At 38.4% G+C, this 17,202-nt stretch carries 17 protein-coding genes; 8 read left to right on the forward strand and 9 right to left on the reverse strand.

Annotation, left to right across the window (positions count from 1 at the left end; all coding sequences use genetic code 11):
• Window positions 1-5 precede the first annotated feature (5 nt).
• The 3 genes from ACMAZA_RS08285 to ACMAZA_RS08295 are packed head-to-tail and all read left to right on the forward strand — an operon-like array spanning window position 6 to window position 4,228.
• Window positions 6-1,562: a trimethylamine methyltransferase family protein gene (locus ACMAZA_RS08285; RefSeq protein ID WP_435188631.1), complete on the forward strand. Its 1,557-nt coding sequence runs from the start codon at window positions 6-8 to the stop codon at window positions 1,560-1,562.
• A gap of 14 nt (window positions 1,563-1,576) precedes the next feature.
• On the forward strand, window positions 1,577-3,994 hold the full coding sequence (locus ACMAZA_RS08290) for a GcvT family protein (RefSeq protein WP_435188633.1): 2,418 nt from the start codon (window positions 1,577-1,579) through the stop codon (window positions 3,992-3,994).
• Between the two features lie 39 nt (window positions 3,995-4,033).
• Window positions 4,034-4,228: a DUF1289 domain-containing protein gene (locus ACMAZA_RS08295; RefSeq protein ID WP_435188635.1), complete on the forward strand. Its 195-nt coding sequence runs from the start codon at window positions 4,034-4,036 to the stop codon at window positions 4,226-4,228.
• 8 nt (window positions 4,229-4,236) lie between these two features.
• Here ACMAZA_RS08295 and ACMAZA_RS08300 read toward each other — a convergent pair whose 3' ends face one another.
• Genes ACMAZA_RS08300 through ACMAZA_RS08310 form a run of 3 tightly spaced genes read right to left on the reverse strand, consistent with a single transcriptional unit; the run spans window position 4,237 to window position 6,390 of the window.
• Window positions 4,237-4,845 carry a LysE family translocator gene (locus tag ACMAZA_RS08300; RefSeq protein ID WP_435188636.1) on the reverse strand — a complete coding sequence of 203 codons (609 nt, stop codon included), beginning with the start codon at window positions 4,843-4,845 and terminating at the stop codon, window positions 4,237-4,239.
• Window positions 4,846-4,864: 19 nt separating this feature from the next.
• Window positions 4,865-5,764, reverse strand: a complete 900-nt coding sequence (locus ACMAZA_RS08305) for a DMT family transporter (protein ID WP_435188638.1) — start codon at window positions 5,762-5,764, stop codon at window positions 4,865-4,867.
• A gap of 17 nt (window positions 5,765-5,781) precedes the next feature.
• Window positions 5,782-6,390, reverse strand: a complete 609-nt coding sequence (locus tag ACMAZA_RS08310) for a LysE family translocator (RefSeq protein WP_435188640.1) — start codon at window positions 6,388-6,390, stop codon at window positions 5,782-5,784.
• 67 nt (window positions 6,391-6,457) lie between these two features.
• Between ACMAZA_RS08310 and ACMAZA_RS08315 the strand changes: the two genes are divergently transcribed.
• Both ACMAZA_RS08315 and tilS read left to right on the forward strand, forming a co-directional pair.
• The gene (locus ACMAZA_RS08315; protein WP_435188642.1) at window positions 6,458-7,408 is read left to right on the forward strand and encodes an acetyl-CoA carboxylase carboxyltransferase subunit alpha; all 951 of its coding nucleotides are present in this window, start codon (window positions 6,458-6,460) and stop codon (window positions 7,406-7,408) included.
• Window positions 7,389-8,570, forward strand: a complete 1,182-nt coding sequence (gene tilS / locus ACMAZA_RS08320; protein WP_435188644.1) for a tRNA lysidine(34) synthetase TilS — start codon at window positions 7,389-7,391, stop codon at window positions 8,568-8,570. Before ACMAZA_RS08315 ends, tilS begins: the two co-directional genes overlap by 20 nt.
• Here tilS and ACMAZA_RS08325 read toward each other — a convergent pair.
• Genes ACMAZA_RS08325 through ACMAZA_RS08335 form a run of 3 tightly spaced genes read right to left on the reverse strand, consistent with a single transcriptional unit; the run spans window position 8,567 to window position 10,951 of the window.
• Entirely contained in the window at window positions 8,567-9,145 is a 579-nt protein-coding gene (locus ACMAZA_RS08325; protein WP_435188646.1) for a DUF3501 family protein, read from the reverse strand. The two genes, tilS and ACMAZA_RS08325, sit on opposite strands and share 4 nt — an antisense overlap.
• A 22-nt stretch (window positions 9,146-9,167) precedes the next feature.
• Entirely contained in the window at window positions 9,168-10,472 is a 1,305-nt protein-coding gene (locus ACMAZA_RS08330) for a (Fe-S)-binding protein (RefSeq protein WP_435188647.1), read from the reverse strand.
• A 59-nt stretch (window positions 10,473-10,531) separates the two neighbouring features.
• Window positions 10,532-10,951 (reverse strand): rubrerythrin family protein, encoded by a 420-nt coding sequence (locus ACMAZA_RS08335; protein ID WP_435188648.1) that lies wholly within the window; start codon window positions 10,949-10,951, stop codon window positions 10,532-10,534.
• A gap of 103 nt (window positions 10,952-11,054) precedes the next feature.
• On the opposite strand from ACMAZA_RS08335, the gene ACMAZA_RS08340 reads away from it, so the two are divergent.
• Window positions 11,055-11,912, forward strand: a complete 858-nt coding sequence (locus ACMAZA_RS08340; protein ID WP_435188650.1) for a LysR substrate-binding domain-containing protein — start codon at window positions 11,055-11,057, stop codon at window positions 11,910-11,912.
• Between the two features lie 7 nt (window positions 11,913-11,919).
• Here the strand turns inward: ACMAZA_RS08340 and ybeY are convergent, their stop codons facing one another.
• On the reverse strand, window positions 11,920-12,360 hold the full coding sequence (gene ybeY / locus ACMAZA_RS08345) for an rRNA maturation RNase YbeY (protein ID WP_435188652.1): 441 nt from the start codon (window positions 12,358-12,360) through the stop codon (window positions 11,920-11,922).
• A gap of 53 nt (window positions 12,361-12,413) precedes the next feature.
• Between ybeY and priA the strand changes: the two genes are divergently transcribed.
• Window positions 12,414-14,375 (forward strand): replication restart helicase PriA, encoded by a 1,962-nt coding sequence (gene priA / locus ACMAZA_RS08350; RefSeq protein ID WP_435188653.1) that lies wholly within the window; start codon window positions 12,414-12,416, stop codon window positions 14,373-14,375.
• A gap of 5 nt (window positions 14,376-14,380) precedes the next feature.
• Here the strand turns inward: priA and bioA are convergent, their stop codons facing one another.
• Both bioA and ACMAZA_RS08360 read right to left on the reverse strand, forming a co-directional pair.
• Window positions 14,381-15,622, reverse strand: coding sequence for an adenosylmethionine--8-amino-7-oxononanoate transaminase (bioA, locus tag ACMAZA_RS08355; protein ID WP_435188655.1), 1,242 nt, complete (start codon window positions 15,620-15,622; stop codon window positions 14,381-14,383).
• Complete coding sequence (locus ACMAZA_RS08360) at window positions 15,622-16,290, reverse strand: phosphoglycolate phosphatase (protein ID WP_435188657.1); 669 nt, start codon at window positions 16,288-16,290, stop codon at window positions 15,622-15,624. The genes bioA and ACMAZA_RS08360 overlap by 1 nt, the downstream gene beginning before the upstream one ends.
• A 66-nt stretch (window positions 16,291-16,356) precedes the next feature.
• Here ACMAZA_RS08360 and proC point away from each other — a divergent pair, with 66 nt between their 5' ends.
• On the forward strand, window positions 16,357-17,187 hold the full coding sequence (gene proC, locus ACMAZA_RS08365; RefSeq protein WP_435188659.1) for a pyrroline-5-carboxylate reductase: 831 nt from the start codon (window positions 16,357-16,359) through the stop codon (window positions 17,185-17,187).
• Window positions 17,188-17,202 lie beyond the last annotated feature (15 nt).

The raw sequence follows: 17,202 nt of genomic DNA on the forward strand, positions 1-17,202 counted from the left end.
CGAACATGACTAGACGAAAATCAGGTGGAAGAGAAGCTAGAATTGCTCTAAGAAATGCGCCACTAAAAGAAGAAGAAAAACCTGTCAATGCAGGTGAAATAGGTGGCAGATACAAACCCTTAAGTGACAAACAGGTTGGGGATATTGAAGCCAATATCTATAGAATTCTTGAAGAGGTTGGATTTGGTGATGCAACTCCCCATTGTATTGAAACCTGTGTCGCTTTTGGAGCAACACTTGGAGACGATGGAAGGTTACGAATGTCCAAAGAAATTGTTGACAAGGCAATCAATCTTTCGCAAAGTAATCTAACGCTTTTTGGTCAATCGCCAAAACATGATTTAGATCTCAGTGGATCTAGAGTTCATTTTTCAACTGCTGGTGCTGCAGTTCTTATTGCTGATCCTGAAAACAATGAATACAGAGAGTCTGAGAGTCAAGATTTATACGACATGGCAAGAATCGCCGATAAGTGTGAGCATATTCATATGTTTCAACGAACTTGCGTTCTAAGAGATATTGCTAGCCCAAGAGAGATGGATCAAAACTCAGTTTATTGTGTTGCGATGGGAACTGAAAAACATGCTGGTGTTAGCTTTACAGAATCTAAACATGTAACTGATGCCCTAGAGATGCTTCATATGATTGCTGGGAGTGAGGAAAAGTGGAGAGAAAGACCTTTTATTAGTATGAGCAACTGTCATGTAGTTCCGCCAATGAAATTTGCAGAAGAATCATTGGAGTGTGTACGTGTTGGGGTTGAGGGTGGTATGCCTATTTTACTTTTGTCAGCTGGCCAGGCTGGTGCTACCGCGCCACCATTATTACCAGGGGTAGTATCTCAGGCATGGGCTGAATGCCTTGGTGGCTTAGTTTATGTGAATGCAATTAAACCAGGAGCTCCTGCTATTCTTGGTACATGGCCATTTGTATCCGATCTTAGAACTGGAGCAATGTGTGGCGGCTCTCCAGAGCAAGGCTTGATTTCAGCTGCTTGTGCGCAAATGGGAAATCATTTTAATCTGCCTACTGGAACACCAGCCGGAATGACTGACTCAAAATTTCCTGACTTCCAGGCTGGATCTGAAAGAGCATCAACTCATGCTGTCACTGCGATTGCAGGAGCGAATATCGTATATGAATCTGCTGGGATGTATGCAAGCTTACTTGGTACATGTCCAGAAAGCCTCCTATTAGATAATGATTTACTTGGAGCCTCCATGAGAATGACTAAAGGCTTTAGTGATGATAGCGAAGAGTCTCTGTGCTTTGAAACTATCAAAGATGTTTGTTTAAACGATAAGGCACATTATCTAGGCTCAGAACAAACAATTGATGTGATGCAAAGTGAATACATCTATCCTGAACTGAGCGATAGAGATAGTCCAAATGATTGGGCTGATATGGGAAAACCGGTTATTTTGGAAAAAGCAATCCAGCAAAAAAATGAAATTTTATCTGAATATTTTCCTAGTCATATCAGTGATGATGTAGATCAAAAAATAAGAAATAAATTCAATATTAAATTAAGTAGAAAGAACATTGGTCGTAAGCCACTTTAGACAAGGATAGTATTATGAAATCACATGCTCAAGTAGTCATCATTGGTGGTGGATCGTTAGGTGTAAATCTAATGTATCACCTTGGACTAGAAGGCTGGACTGACGTTGTTCTAATCGAAAAGGGTGAACTCACCAGTGGCTCTACCTGGCATGCTGCTGGGCTTTGTCCTAACTTTAATGGCAATCACACTCTGTCCAATATTCACGAGTATACAATTAAACTGTATGACGAAATCCTCCCTGAAAAAACAGGGCTCCCGTCATCTTTTCATAAGACTGGCTCTCTAAGGGTTGGCTACACTGAAGTTGAAGAGCAGTGGTTCACTAACATCCTTAGTCGCGCCAATCACGTTGGCTGTGAAATGCATTTTGTCTCTAAAGAAGAAGCATCAATCATCAATCCAATGATGGATTTTACGAAGGCAAGAAATATTTTACATACGCCAAATGACGGTCATGTTGACCCGACGACTGTTGTCACACAATTAGCTCAATTAGCAAAAAAAGCTGGCGCAGAGGTAAGCAACTTCAATCGTGTATTAGATATTAATGTTCTCCAATCTGGTGAATATGAAGTGGTCACTGAGCAAGGCAACATTATTGCTGAGCATTTGGTCAATGCTGGCGGTTGTTTTTCTCCTCAGGTTGGTGAAATGGTTGGCTCCTATGTCCCTTTGGTTAATCTTCAACATCAATATTTGATTACTGATAGCCATCCAGAAATTGCAGCTCTTTCAAAGGAGCTTCCTGTAACTCGCGATTCAATTGCGGCCTCATATATAAGGCAGGAAGGAAATGGATTTTTAATTGGTCCATATGAAACTAGAGGCTCTAAACCTTGGGCGCTTGATGGAGTTGATTGGTCATTTGATCGCGAGCTCTTTGAAGGTGATTTAGAGAGGCTCATGCCATGGCTTGAAAGGTGTATGGATATTTTTCCTCTCTTTAAAGAAGTTGGAATCAATACTGTAATTAATGGATTAATCACACATACTCCTGACGATAATCTTCTTGTTGGACCTGCGAAAGGACTTAAGAACTTTTGGAATCTCTGCGGCGCAAGTATTGGAATTGCTCAAGGTGGAATTGGTAAATATTTAGCTCAATGGATGGTTCATGGTCAAACTGAGCTCAATATGGCCTCGCTTGATAGTCGTCGATTTGATAGATGGGCTGACAAAAAATATTGCACAACACGTGCAATTGAATCATATGAACGCATGTACGCCTATGCAGCGCCAAACGAAAATCGCCCTCATGGAAGACCAATTAGAGTAAGTCCTCTTCATACTTTGTTGAGTCAAAAAGGCGCTATACATACAGTCAATACTGGCTTTGAAAAACCTTCTTGGTTTGCAACAGATGAGATTAGAGGTGAGACTTTATCCTGGGCTCACACTGAAGCACATGAAGCCATCAAAGAGGAGTGCAAAGCAGTTCAAAACTCTTGTGGCATTACCGACATCAGTGGTACGGCAAAATTTAGAATCACTGGTAAAGATGCCTTTGATTTTCTTGACAAGTTGTCTTGCAACAAACTGCCCGCAAAGGATGGAAGAATTGGTTTGACACTTTTTCATGCTCCGAAAGGAGGCATTATGGCAGAGCAAACAATCAGTCGTATTAGTAAAGAAGAATTCCTATTAATGGGTGCCATTGGATCTGAAGTCAAAGACTATCAATGGCTTGAATGGAATGTGGATGGTCTAGATGTAACCATTGAAAATTTAACTGAAGACTGGGGTGGAATTCTATTAACTGGGCCTGAAGCCAGAAATGTTTTGAGCCAATGCACTCAAGAAGATCTCAGCAATAATGGGTTTTCTTGGCTCAGTTGTAAAACTGTAAAAATTGACTCGGCAGACGTTTTTGCAATGCGAGTTTCATATGCTGGAGAATTGGGCTGGGAACTCCATATGCCTAGCTGGCAGTTAATCTCTATCTATGAATCTTTATTTGAAATGGGCTCGACTTTTGGCATTAGAGATTTTGGTGGTCTGGCATTTAATAGCATGAGGCTTGAGAAAATGTATAGAGCATATGGAGCTGAGTTTACTGAAGAGATTTCTGCGCTCGAAGCTGGTATGGATCGATTTCTTGATCTGAGTCGAAACTTTATTGGCTCTGACAATATCAAACAACGTAAATCTGATGGAGTTAAAACTCAATTAGCGTACCTGATATTTGATGATGAAACTCCGGCAGAATGTTTTGGAAACGAGGCTGTCTTTGATGGAGATGAACTTAGCGGAATAATCACAAGTGGTGCATATGGCTATAGAGTTGGCCATAGTATCGCTTTTGCCTACCTCAACCCGAGCCACTGCTCTGAAGGAAAGGCGCTCAGAGTAGAAACATCTCTGGGAACTCGAAATTGTCATGTCTCTCTGAATGCTGCATACGATAACGATAATGAAAAACTTCGCTCGTAAATGACAACTATACTAAAATGCTTCTCAAAAAAATAAGTTATGAGTGAACAAGCCAGACTAAAACAAATCAAAAGCCCTTGTGTGAGTATATGTAAATACAATCAGAACAATTTCTGTGTGGGTTGCAAACGTCACATGAATGAAATTTTTGATTGGTTTGATTTTTCTGATGACATGAGAACTGCAATCATGGCAGATCTATTGACCCGCGATATTGATGCTGAAAGTCAATAATTCATTGTTTAAAAGTAAAAAAGGCTTAAGCCAACACCAATCATAATTACCCCAAAAGTCCTGTTCACTCTCATGGCCATTTTTTCACTACTTATTATTTGCCTTAATTTTTTTCCTAGAATACCGATAAATAATAAACCGAACAACAGTGAAATAGCAACCGTAGCTACGATTTTCAATCCATAAGATAAGCTAACTTGATTGAGATCAATCAAAGATGGAAGAACAGATAAATAAAAAATCATCACCTTTGGATTAGTTCCAGCTAAGAGAAAGCCCATCAAAAGTTCTTTCAAATGAGATTGAGCTGAAATATCATTGCTCATACTAAATTTTCCAGCCTTCCATTGGGAGTAGCCCAAATAAAATAAGTAACAGGCACCAAAGTATTGGATCGCATTTGTAACAGGCGTAATCAAATCAGCGAGGGCGTTTAGAGAAAAAATGACAATGGTTAAATAAGACAAATCACCGAGCGTCATTCCGAGAGAAAAGAATATTGCCGAGGCTAGGCCTCTTGACGTTGAAATAGAGAGAAGTGCCAAAGTCCCAGGACCTGGGGTCACTGCAAAAATGAAAAGAGTAAAGCCAAGGACTAAAAAAATACTTATTTCCATAATTTATCTATACTCATAATTATTGAAAAGGGATCATATTTTTTAACTTCAAATCGTTAAGGACAACGAGAGCCGAAACAGCCATTAAGATCCCAATTGCATTTTTTATAGTAATCATTTCTTCAAAGAAAATTGCGCCCAGTGCGATTGCAAAGAATGGAGTTAATATACTAAAAGCGGAGCTCTTTTTTGAGCCAATAATTCTAATGCCCATATAGTAGAGTGCTGTTATCGCAGTTCCAGCAATAAATGATACGAAAAGCATATTAATCCAAAATATAAAATCCATAGTCCATAATGTGAAAAGATGATTACTATCATAAGATAAATTCCAATCAATCAAAAAGCCTATAAGACAGACATAAAGATTAATAGTCAGAACATGAATATTTTTCATATAAGAGGCAGCTACAGTGAACATTGCATAGGTAAGAGCAGCCAATACAAAATAAATATTACCCCCACTTACAAGTGTATCAAGATTCATTTGTTCCAGATTAAGCATTAAAGCGACACCTATTGCTCCAATTGTCAGTGCGAGCCAATCCTTCAAAATAGGTTTTGATTTTTTGGAAAAAATCATCATGACATAAACAAAAATTGGAATTAAAACGGTTACTAAAGCAGCGCCTAAACCAACCGCACCCCTCTGCATCCCCATGAAGTAGGTTCTATAGTTTCCGATCAGAAAAAAAGCCAAAAGAATGCAAATCACAAAGTTTTTTAAACTTATTTTTATAGGAATTTTCATCCATAAAAGCAAAGGGAATGTTGAAAGCGCGGACAGAAAAAATCTATAGACGACCACCTCATCCTCACTGATATAGAAAGACAGATATTTTGCTGAAACTCCTGACAATGCCCATACCAATGGAACAAGGAACATAATTAGCGTCATTGATTTTTCAGATTGAAACATCTACATCCTTTTTTTATTCAATAAAGTGCGACAAAAACACCAACAAGAATCATAGTCACGCCAGTCACTTGATTTATCCTCCTGATGCTATCAGGATTTTCAATATAGCTTCTTAGTCTAACACCTAAAATATTTGCCAAACTTAAAACAAAAAAAACAGTTAAGCCAATTGCTACTATCACTTGAACTTCAGTATTTAAAGTCAGGTTATTTAAGTCTATAAAAATTGGAAGGAAGGATAGATAGAAGATAATTGTTTTTGGATTAGTTACTCCAACAACAAACCCAGCTATTAAAAGCTTTATGACTGAACTCTTTTTACTGGAAGGTTCAAAGCTAATTCCTTTTGAGCGAAATTGTTGATACCCAATAAATATTAAATAGGATGCCCCAAGGATCTTAACATAGAGCATACTCTCATTAATCAAATCAGCCAATGCATTGAGAGCTAGCATTGCAAGAGCTACATAAATAATATCACCAACTGTATGGCCTATAGAAACCCAAATTGCAGGGATTGGTCCAAATCGAGTAGAAATCGCCAACACTGCAAATAAACCAGGGCCGGGTGAAATTGCATAAACGAAAGTGGCAATCATCAGAGAAAGTAGGGTAAGGAAATCCATTGCAAGATTATAAACATTGCATCTGCTATAATTATCATTAAATTTTTTACCTCTATTAGTGCATTAAATGAACTTAAACTACTTAGACTTTGAACAACCAATTGCAGAACTTGAAGAAAAAATTGATGCCCTTGAAAGTATCAAAGATGATGCAGATATTGCAAAAGAGATGGAATCTCTGAAGGCTAAAAGCGAGCTCTTAACTAAGAAAATTTTTTCATCACTGACTGATTGGCAAATCTCACAACTAGCTAGGCACCCTCAAAGACTATACACATTAGACTATATTGAGACTATTTTTGATGAATTTACTGAACTATGTGGAGACCGAGCTTATGCAAACGACCATTCTTTAATTGGTGGAATTGCAAAAATTGACGATCTAACATTTATGTTTCTTGGTCAACAAAAAGGTCGATCTACAAAAGAAAAAATCTATCATAATTTTGGAATGACTAGACCTGAAGGTTATCGAAAAGCGCTAAGGCTTATGAAGATGGCAGAAAAATTTGGCTTACCAGTAATTACTTTTATTGATACGCCAGGGGCCTATCCAGGAATTGGAGCTGAAGAAAGAGGTCAGAGTGAGGCAATTGCTAAAAATCTATTCGAAATGTCTACGCTTAAGACTCCAATTCTTTCTGTCGTCATAGGTGAAGGTGGTTCTGGAGGGGCCCTAGCTATTGGACTATGCGACACCATGATGATGTTTGAATACAGTATTTATTCTGTCATTTCACCTGAAGGGTGCGCTTCAATTCTTTATAAAGATGCCTCAAAGGCGCCAATTGCTGCTGAATCACTTAAGTTAACAAGTAAACATTTAAAGAAAAATAAACTAATTGAAAAAGTTATTCCTGAACCCTTGGGTGGAATCCATAGAGACCCAGAGAAAGCCTCTAAATTTCTCAAAAAAGCACTGGTTAAAGAGCTTAAAAACTTATCAGAAATACCAATTAAGAAGCTTTTAGAAGATAGGCATGAAAAATTATTAAGCTTTGGAAGATTTAGCGAATAAAGATCCCTACTTAGTAGGCAAAAAAATTGTTATTGCCTTAAGTGGTGGAATTGATTCTGTTGTTCTCTTTCATTACCTTTGCTCAAACTACTCTGGAAATGTAAGAGCTATTCACATTAACCATCACCTTTCTAAATTCTGTGATGACTGGTCCAAATTCTGTTTTGAGCTCTGTAAGAATAACAATATAAACTTCAAGAGTATCGATATAAATATTAAAAAATCATCTAATATCGAGGAAAATGCCAGGATAAGTCGCTATAATTCACTAAAATCTAATTTATCAAAGAATGAAGTGCTTTGCACTGCACATCATCAAGATGATCAGGCTGAAACATTACTGCTACAGTTATTTAGAGGCAGTGGAGTTGCAGGTCTTGCCTCAATGCCAAAATTAAAAAGCTTTGGTCAGGCATATTTATATCGCCCCCTGTTAAATATCGGTAAACAACAAATTTCTGAATACGCGGCATCTCATCATTTGCAATGGGTAGAAGATGACAGTAATGACAACACTCAATTCAAAAGAAACTTATTAAGAGTTGAGCTGATTCCTAAGTTGAAAAATAGCTTTGAGAGTATAATCAAAAATATTTCGAGAAGTGCTGCTCATCAGGCTGAAGCATTAACTCTTTTGCATGATTTAGCTGAGATTGATATAGCAAGATTTAATCTCATAGTTGATAATAAAATTCAAATCAATCATTTGATTAAACTGTCATCTGAGAGAATTACAAATGTCCTTAGATTCTATATCAATCAAAGAGGTTTTTTGATGCCTTCAAATAAAGTACTTGATGAGCTACTCACAGTGATGAGTGCTAAAAGTGATGCACAAGTCCTTTTAAAATGGCACTGTTATGAAGTAAGGCGCTATAACGGAGAATTGTATTTCTTTGATACTGAGCATGAAGGTGTGAAATTACAATGCCCATATTTTAAAAAACTACAGCACATATCAAATCTTGAAGTTCGCTTCAGAAAAGATGGACAGCGTGTAAAACTCAAAGGCAAAGATCACTCGAGCTCACTTAAAAAAGTTCTTCAGGAATCAAACATTCCGCCCTGGGAAAGAGATAAATTACGAATGTATTATGTTGATGGTCAACTCAAAGCCATGGAATCTATAGGCGAAATGTCTGAAGTTTTGACTGATGTTTAGCTTTTAAAATCTTCGCTTAATGCCTCTTGGGATTTTGAATCTAATGAGGTTTCATAATCGTAGTTTGAATGCGTAGACCCAACCTTTACTTTGGAACCAGAAACAAAATCAGCAATCATATTTTGGTCAAATTCAAATCTCATAAAGTGGACTGCTGAAGTTTTTACATCGGTTTCTCTTTCTAGATCTTCATTACAAATTGGAAAGACTTTTTCGTGACCCTCTACTTGAAAATAAATACTTTTTTCAACACCGATGAGCCTTGATAAAGCTACAACTCTCTCAGCAACATCCGGGTATTCAATCATCATTGTGGCCTTCAGATTAGAGCCATTGGGTACGAGCGCATTGTATACATCAAGCTCTTCTTGTATCTCACTTGATTCAAAAATTTTCTCAATTCGAAGCATCTCTTGAATTTGATATTGGACTGTTTGTTTGTTTTCAAATATCATTCTGATGTGACTACCCAGGTGAACCTCTCTAAGCTTTTTAACTTGAATTGTTTCCTGGCGGATAGATGAGCGCTTGTCTGCATACTCTTCAAGAGTTAATAGGTCTTGTCTTTCTAGCATTATTATTTTCCTCAGATTTTATTTATAAACCATAAGCCAACTTCACCAAGCTAATTGGATGAATTGACTCTATGTCTTGTGAAGCAATGTGAGCAACATGGTTACCTGCCATGACGCAGTCACTGACAACAAGATCGGTAGTGTCATTAATTTTTTTTGCAACCGGCATTCCAATTTTTACCGAGTAAGTATGTGTTTCCTTTCTCACTCCATAGGTGCCATCATGGCCAGAACATCTTTCAGCAATATTGACATCTAAATCAGGAATTAATCCCAAGATTTTTTTTGTGTGTGCCCCAATATTTTGGACTCTTTGATGACATGCCACTTGATAAAGAATCTCTTTATCAATTGCCTTAAATTTATCATCAAACTGATTATTTTCAATCAGTAAAGATAGATACTCAAATGGATCAAAGAATGCTTCAGAGATGGCTTTAATGTCTTCATTATCATGCAAAATCATTGGTAGTTCATTCTTAAACATCAAGACGCAAGATGGTATAGGTGCGATAAGCTTGAAGCCCTCATTGACTAACTCGATTAATGGGTCAATATTTTCGTTGGCATATTTGACAACTGAGTCAAGATCTCCAAGCTCCATTTTGGGCATTCCACAACACTGCGTCTTTTTGATCAGCTTGACTTCAACATTGTTGTGTCTCAATACATCGACCAAATCAATAACTGTTTTTGGATCATTATATTCACCATAACAAGTTCCAAAAATTGCCACCTTAAATTGACTATCAGAGCTCTCTTCAACAAAAACCTTTGACAACCTTTTGGAGTGATAAGTTGGCACAACTGCCTCCTCATGAACACCAAGTACCTTTTGAGTGACCTTTCTGAGAGTTTTGTTTTTATTTGACCAGTTGACCACAGGAGATATGACTGGCTTAGATGCAATTGCCCCTACCTTTTGGGGCGATGTTAGCACCTTGTGTGATAACTTAGTTTCGCCCTTTTTAAACTGTATAGCTTTTGCTCTAAGCATCAGATGCGGAAAATCAACATTAAAATCATGTGGCGGCACATAAGGGCATTTCGCTATATAGCACAGATCACATAAATAACATTGGTCAACAACTTTTTTATAATCAGCCTTATCGACACCGTCCACCTCAAACGTTTCGGACTCATCAATCAAGTCAAATAGTGTTGGAAAAGACTGACACAAACTTACACATCGTCTACAGCCATGACAAATGTCAAAAACCCTCTCAAGTTCATTATTGAGAGAATCTTCATCATAAAAATCTTTATCTTTCCAATTTAGAGGGTAACGAGTGGGAGCCTCTAAATTGCCTTCTTTAAATTTAGACATATTGAATTAGTTTTAAGGGTTTATTGCTACCACAGACTATATCTATGGTAGCAGTGACTTTACATACTATCTAATGCTTTTTGATAGCGGTTAGCATGAGAACGCTCAGCTTTCGCTAGGGTTTCAAACCAGTCCGCAATTTCATCAAATCCTTCTTCTCTAGCAGTTTTAGCCATACCTGGGTACATGTCAGTGTACTCATGAGTTTCACCATGAACCGCACTTGCAAGCATGTCTTTGACTTCCTTGGCTGGCATATCAGTACCTGGATCGCCCACTCCACCTTCAATTAGGTGCTCCATATGGCCATGGGCATGACCCGTCTCACCTTCAGCAGTTGATCTGAAAAGAGCTGCCATATCTGGCTCTCCTAAAACGTCACATTGATTTGCAAAATATAAATAGCGTCTATTTGCTTGAGATTCTCCAGCAAATGCATCCTTTAATGATTGTTCAGTCTTACTTCCACTTAAATTCATTTTTACCTCCGATTGTTTAAATGAGCCACAATCATACCATTCATTTATATAAAGTTAAATTGAATAATACTGTATATTATATTCGTTAAAAACGAATATAAAAATGACACCTTCTATTAAAAATTTACAGTACCTCGTTGCACTAAAAAAAACGAATCACTTCTCTAACGCGGCAAAGGAGTGCTTTGTCAGTGCTTCGACTTTCAGTGCCGGAATTTCAAAACTTGAAAATGATCTTCAAGTCAAGCTAGTTGAGCGGGACAATAAAAATGTTCGCTTTACATCAGCTGGAAATCGTGTTACCCAGCAAGCGGAGTCAGTTTTGGCAGAGATGAATGTATTGGTGAGCACTTCAAAAATAGATTTTTTTGAGTCTGAAATTACTATCGGTGTTATTCCAACAATCTCTACATATATACTCCCAACCTTTCTGTCGAATATCACTCAATCGCATCCAAAACTTAGAGTTTCATTCAAAGAGGATACTAGTGAAAACTTACTTAAATATCTTGATCAAGCTCAAATCGATTTTGCAATCTTTGCATTCCCCTATGAATTGCCAGATTATATTGAGAGTTATCGAGTCTTTGCTGACCCAATCTATTTTATTCAACACAAAAATCGCAAATCAAAAGAAATTGATAATGGCTCCTTATTAATGCTTGAACAAGGTCATTGCCTTCGTTCCCACATTTTACAAAACAACGAAATTTCCACCAAACACATATCCAACTTTTCTTGCACAAGCATTTCAACACTTGTTGCAATGGTGGATACGAATATTGGAGTGAGCTTCTTACCAAGAATGGCAATTGATTTTGGAGTACTGAGTCACTATCCGAATATAAATATAGACCTAAAATCCACTAAGGCTAAAAGAGATATTGGCGTCATTTACAGAAAAAACAACCCGCAAGAAGAAAACATAATAAAACTGGCAACGCTTTTAATGACTAGCTAAGATAGCTCTAGATGTAAGGGTTACTGATGCCAAGCTTGCCTAAAAAATCAATCTCTATTGACTCCATTTTATTTGCTGAGGTGATATCTTCATGATCATGTCCAAGCAAATGGAGAATGCCATGAACTGCCATATGAGTAAGGTGATCACCAAATTTTTTGTTGCCAAATAGTGCCTCCTCCCTCACTACGTCGACACAAATAACAACATCACCAAGTATTGACTCTTCGACCTCATCTGGAATGTCACTCTGAAAAGAGAGTACATTGGTAACCTGATTTTTATCTCTGTACTCTTTATTAAGAACTTGAATCTCAACGGGAGAAACAAGACGAATCAATAATTCTGAGTCCTCTAAAGCATTTTCATTTAAAAAATCTTGGCATACCTTGCTAAGACTATCCTCGTCAACGTTTGAATCATTAATGATATTTTGAATAACTACCATGGCAAGTTAATATTGCTAAAATAGCTATTTTATCCCTAAAACTTTTTTATTTGATGCAAATCACTGAAGTTGCAATTCCGGTTCCATTGCACAATACGTTTGATTATTTGTGTAAAGAAAAAGTGTGCATTGGTTCAAGAGTAAAAGTTCCCTTTGGATCTAAAAAAGTGACAGGCATTGTTCTCTCTCACAAGGACAAAAGCAGCTTTTCAAAACTGAGGGAAGTTGAAGAAGTAATAGATCATGAAGCACTCTTATCAAAGGAAATTCTTGAATTCTTATCTTGGTCTGCTAACTATTATCACCACCCAATTGGCGAAGTTCTATCCAATGCGATACCAAAAAACTTGAGAAATGGTAAGCCAGCACTGATCAAAAAGCCGGGTAAATCCGAAGTCAAGATGTCATCAACTGATATAAAGCCAACTAATGAGCAGAGTTTTGCGATTACTGAAGTGCTTAAGAGTTCATCTGAGTTTAATGGCTTTTTGCTACACGGCGTTACAGGGAGTGGCAAGACCGAAGTCTACCTCAGTATCACGGAGCAACTTTTAAAAAAAGGAAAGCAAGTTCTTGTTTTAGTTCCTGAAATAGGGCTAACCCCTCAAATGATCTCACGTTTTGAACAGAGAATAGAGGGTCGGGTTGTGGCTGTTCATTCCCAACTCAATGACACGCAAAAACAAGATGCTTATCTGTTGGCAAAGGATGGTGATGCAAAAGTTATTCTTGGTACTCGTTCTGCTATTTTTACACCTATACCTAATCTTGGACTCGTGATTGTGGATGAAGAGCACGACAACTCCTTTAAACAACAATCAAACTTTCGATACTCTGCTAGGGACCTCAGCTTTATGAGAGCTAAATTGGCCAACGTTCCACTCATACTCGGAACCGCAACACCTTCTTTAGAAACCTTAAAAAATGTGATCGAAAAAAAGCTCGCTCGACTAACTCTGACTTCTCGCCCTGGCGAAGCAATAATGCCAAGCGTTGATCTAATAGATATGAGAAGCCAACCTTCAGAGCCATTATCAAAGCCACTCATTGCCAGAATAAAGCATCACCTTTCAGAAAGCAGACAGGTCATGCTATTCATCAACAGAAGAGGTTATGCACCAATATACTATTGTACAGAGTGTGGTTGGCAGTCAGAGTGCACCAGTTGTGACTCAAGGCTAGTTTATCACCGGAGTATTAATCGACTCAAGTGTCACCACTGTGGATTAGAAAAATCTCCCGAATCTTCGTGCCCTTCTTGTAGCAGTCAGGAGCTCAAAATTCTGGGCTATGGAACCGAAAGGCTGGAAGAAAACCTAGAATCTTTCTTTCCGAGTACCGAAGTCATCAGAATTGACAGAGATACTACGCGCAAGAAAAAAGCTTTTGCGACTCACTTAAAAAAAATCAACTCAGGTGAGCCCTGCATCATTATCGGAACTCAAATGCTTGCCAAGGGTCATGACTTTTCTAACCTCGCATTTGTGGGTATTTTAGATGTTGATGTTGGACTCATGTCAACTGACTTTAGGTCCACAGAACATCTAGCTCAACTACTAGTTCAAGTTTCAGGAAGATGTGGAAGAGGGCAATATAAAGGAGAGGTCAATATACAGACCCGTTATCCTAATCATCCGATATTCAACTTCGTAAAAGATTCGCGCTATATTGAATATGCCAAAACTCTTTTACTGGAGCGCAAAGATACTAAACTGCCGCCTTTTGCTCATCAAGCATTGATTTGTGCGAATGCTAAAAACAAAAATTTAGCAGAGAATTTTTTGAACGAAGTTGCTCAATTAATTAATAGTATTGAGATTGAATCAGTCGAAATTTGGGGTCCAGTTCCTGGAGTCATTGAACGGAAATCAGACTACTATTACTTTAATCTTTACTTACAATCAGAAGATAGGGGGCAGCTTCGCAGATTAATTCAGACTTTTTATCAGCATATAGAAACTATCAAGGTAAGCTCATCAGTACGATGGTTTGTTGACATTGATCCTGTTGAATAGATAAATTACTCTAACGAGTCGCCAACAATCTTACGCATAGCCTGAGTAATAGCCAGCAACTCTTCGTCTGATATTACGAAGGGTGGCATAGTGTAGAGCAACTTTCCATAAGGCCTGAGCCAAACACCTGACTCTATCAGCTCCTCCTGAGTTTTTTTCATATCCAAATCCTCATTGAACTCTACTACGCCGATTGCACCAATAATCCTGACATCAAGTATAGATTGATGATTCTTAAGGGGCATCAATTGATCTCTTAAAATCGATTCAATTTCGGTGACTCTTTGTTTCCAGTTACTAGTTAAAAGAAGATCAATACTTGCAATCGCTGCAGAACAGGCCAAAGGATTCGCCATAAAGGTTGGTCCATGCATTAGTACGCCAACTGTTTCGGAAACATCTTTGTTAGTTATAGCAGCAGCCATTGTCATATAGCCGCCTGTCAAAGCCTTTCCAACGCACATAATATCTGGAGAAATATTTGCATGATTACAGCCAAAGAACTTGCCTGTTCGCCCAAACCCAGTGGCTATCTCATCAACAATCATTAGGACGTTGAACTTGTCACATAATACTCTAGCGCCTTTCAGGTAATCTTCATCATAAATATTCATTCCTCCGGCGCCCTGAACTATTGGCTCAAGAATCATGGCCGCAATTTTTTTATGGCTTTTACTTAGCCTAGACTCCAAATCAGAGAGCGCCTCATCAGTGTTATGATGTTTAGGCTGCATAACAAAGTAATGCTTTGGCAAAACCTCACTAAAAAGGTGATGCATACCTTTTTTGGGATCACAAACACTCATAGCGCCAAAAGTATCGCCGTGGTAACCACCCCTGGGCGTTAAAAAATATGACTTTTCTTTATGGCCTTTATTTTGCCAGTACTGAATGGCCATTTTTAAAGACACTTCAACTGAGACAGAGCCCGAATCGGCAAAAAACACCTTATCTAAGCCTTTGGGCGTCAAATTAATTAGCTTTTCACATAAGTCAATGGCTGGTTGATGAGTCAGACCCCCGAACATAACGTGGGACACTTGATCAATCTGAAACTTAATGGCATCATTTATGTAGGGGTTGTTGTAGCCATGTATCATGCACCACCAAGAACTCATACCGTCAATAACGCGCGCTCCATTCTTGAAATTAAGGTATACCCCTTCTGCACTCTCTACATGGTATGTTGGGACCTTGTTTGGGATATTGGCATAAGGGTGCCAGATATGATTTTCTTCAATATTCACTATAGGTAGTCTCGCAATTGCTTCATTGAATCGATTACGAGGTCAGGATTTTCATCAGCGATATTGTTGCCATGATTGTATCCATATGACATGCAAATAATCTGAAAATTTGCTGCTCTAGCGGCCTTCACGTCGCTAATTGAGTCGCCCAGCATTAGGCATTCGTTGGGCTTAACATTAAAAAAGTCAGCGCTATGAATCAGTGGCATTGGGTCTGGCTTCTTTTTTTCTAACGTGTCACCTGAAATAACTACCCCAAAATAGTCAAAAATCCCTAAAGATTTTAGCAATGGATGAGTAAACTGCTCGGCTTTATTTGTAACGCAACCTAAAAGGTAGTCCTTAGATTTTAAATACTCTAAGCCTTCTATTACGCCTTCGTAAAGAGTGGACCTAACGGATGAATTTTGGGCGTACAAATCTAAAAAAATTGGATAAGCTTTATCGAACGCCTCTTTACTTGGAGAGCCATCCAATTCACCTGTCAAAGCCCTTTCCACCAACTTAGGGACGCCATTTCCAACCCAATGCCTAACTGTATCTTCTCCTCTTAATGGCATATTCAGAGCGACCATCATCTGATCAACACAATAAGCCAAATCAGGGACGCTATCGACCAAAGTTCCGTCGACATCAATCATTACTAGTTTTGGCTGAAATATTGTCATTAATGTTCTATATTTATTGCAACTTTGGTAGAATTGAATTAAGCACTGAAAACAAAGATATTTTATATGGAAAACAAAACAGTCATTGGATTTATTGGCGCTGGCAATATGGCCTATGCTCTTATTAAGGGGCTATTGAGTGATAGTTTTGAAGCCAAGAATATTAATGTTAGTGACGCCAATACTGAGCTTCTAGAAAAACGCAGCTCTGAACTAGGAGTGACTGTCCAACCTGACAATGTCTCATTGTTAACTAATAGTGATATTGTCGTTTTTGCTGTTAAACCTCAAGTGCTCTCTGTGGTTTGCCATGAGCTCAAAAATAAAGCCTCATCAGATCAACTCTTTGTCTCAATTGTAGCTGGCATCAAAAGTAAAGATATTAATCGATGGCTTGGCGGTGACTTTGCACTCGTTAGAACAATGCCTAACACGCCTGCTCTTTTTCAGTCTGGAGTCACAGGTCTTTATGCGAACGAACTCGTCAATGACATCCAAAAAGAATCAGTAAACTTGTTGTTATCTGCTGTGGGAGAATGTTTTTGGGTCAATGAGGAAAACCTCTTGGATGCAATTACAGCGATTTCAGGCAGTGGACCCGCTTATTTTTTCTTAATGATGCAGTCCATGAAGCAGGCCGCTATGGCCCTGGGTCTAGATGAAGATACAGCTGATGCTTTGAGTATCAAAACCAGTCTGGGTGCAAGCATCATGGCGACTAACTCTGGCAAAGACTCGCGCACACTTCGTGCGGAAGTTACATCACCAAATGGAACTACGCAATCAGCAATCGAAACCTTTCAAGATCAGAACTTTGAAGGGATTGTTGCAGCTGCAACAAGAGCAGCCTACGACCGTGCACGGGAGCTCAGTCAAGAACTAGGCAACATTGACTAGGACTTTCTTTATTTC

It is taken from the genome of Pseudothioglobus sp. nBUS_23 (assembly GCF_051201565.1).
Taxonomy (GTDB): Bacteria; Pseudomonadota; Gammaproteobacteria; order PS1; family Pseudothioglobaceae; genus Pseudothioglobus.

Coding starts and splice junctions, on each gene's coding strand:
- ACMAZA_RS08285 (WP_435188631.1), top strand. CDS start 6: ATGACTAGACGAAAATCAGGTGGAAGAGAAGCTAGAATTGCTCTAAGA.
- ACMAZA_RS08290 (WP_435188633.1), top strand. CDS start 1,577: ATGAAATCACATGCTCAAGTAGTCATCATTGGTGGTGGATCGTTAGGT.
- ACMAZA_RS08295 (WP_435188635.1), top strand. CDS start 4,034: ATGAGTGAACAAGCCAGACTAAAACAAATCAAAAGCCCTTGTGTGAGT.
- ACMAZA_RS08300 (WP_435188636.1), bottom strand. CDS start 4,845: ATGGAAATAAGTATTTTTTTAGTCCTTGGCTTTACTCTTTTCATTTTT.
- ACMAZA_RS08305 (WP_435188638.1), bottom strand. CDS start 5,764: ATGTTTCAATCTGAAAAATCAATGACGCTAATTATGTTCCTTGTTCCA.
- ACMAZA_RS08310 (WP_435188640.1), bottom strand. CDS start 6,390: ATGGATTTCCTTACCCTACTTTCTCTGATGATTGCCACTTTCGTTTAT.
- ACMAZA_RS08315 (WP_435188642.1), top strand. CDS start 6,458: ATGAACTTAAACTACTTAGACTTTGAACAACCAATTGCAGAACTTGAA.
- ACMAZA_RS08325 (WP_435188646.1), bottom strand. CDS start 9,145: ATGCTAGAAAGACAAGACCTATTAACTCTTGAAGAGTATGCAGACAAG.
- ACMAZA_RS08330 (WP_435188647.1), bottom strand. CDS start 10,472: ATGTCTAAATTTAAAGAAGGCAATTTAGAGGCTCCCACTCGTTACCCT.
- ACMAZA_RS08335 (WP_435188648.1), bottom strand. CDS start 10,951: ATGAATTTAAGTGGAAGTAAGACTGAACAATCATTAAAGGATGCATTT.
- ACMAZA_RS08340 (WP_435188650.1), top strand. CDS start 11,055: ATGACACCTTCTATTAAAAATTTACAGTACCTCGTTGCACTAAAAAAA.
- ybeY (WP_435188652.1), bottom strand. CDS start 12,360: ATGGTAGTTATTCAAAATATCATTAATGATTCAAACGTTGACGAGGAT.
- priA (WP_435188653.1), top strand. CDS start 12,414: ATGCAAATCACTGAAGTTGCAATTCCGGTTCCATTGCACAATACGTTT.
- ACMAZA_RS08360 (WP_435188657.1), bottom strand. CDS start 16,290: ATGACAATATTTCAGCCAAAACTAGTAATGATTGATGTCGACGGAACT.
- proC (WP_435188659.1), top strand. CDS start 16,357: ATGGAAAACAAAACAGTCATTGGATTTATTGGCGCTGGCAATATGGCC.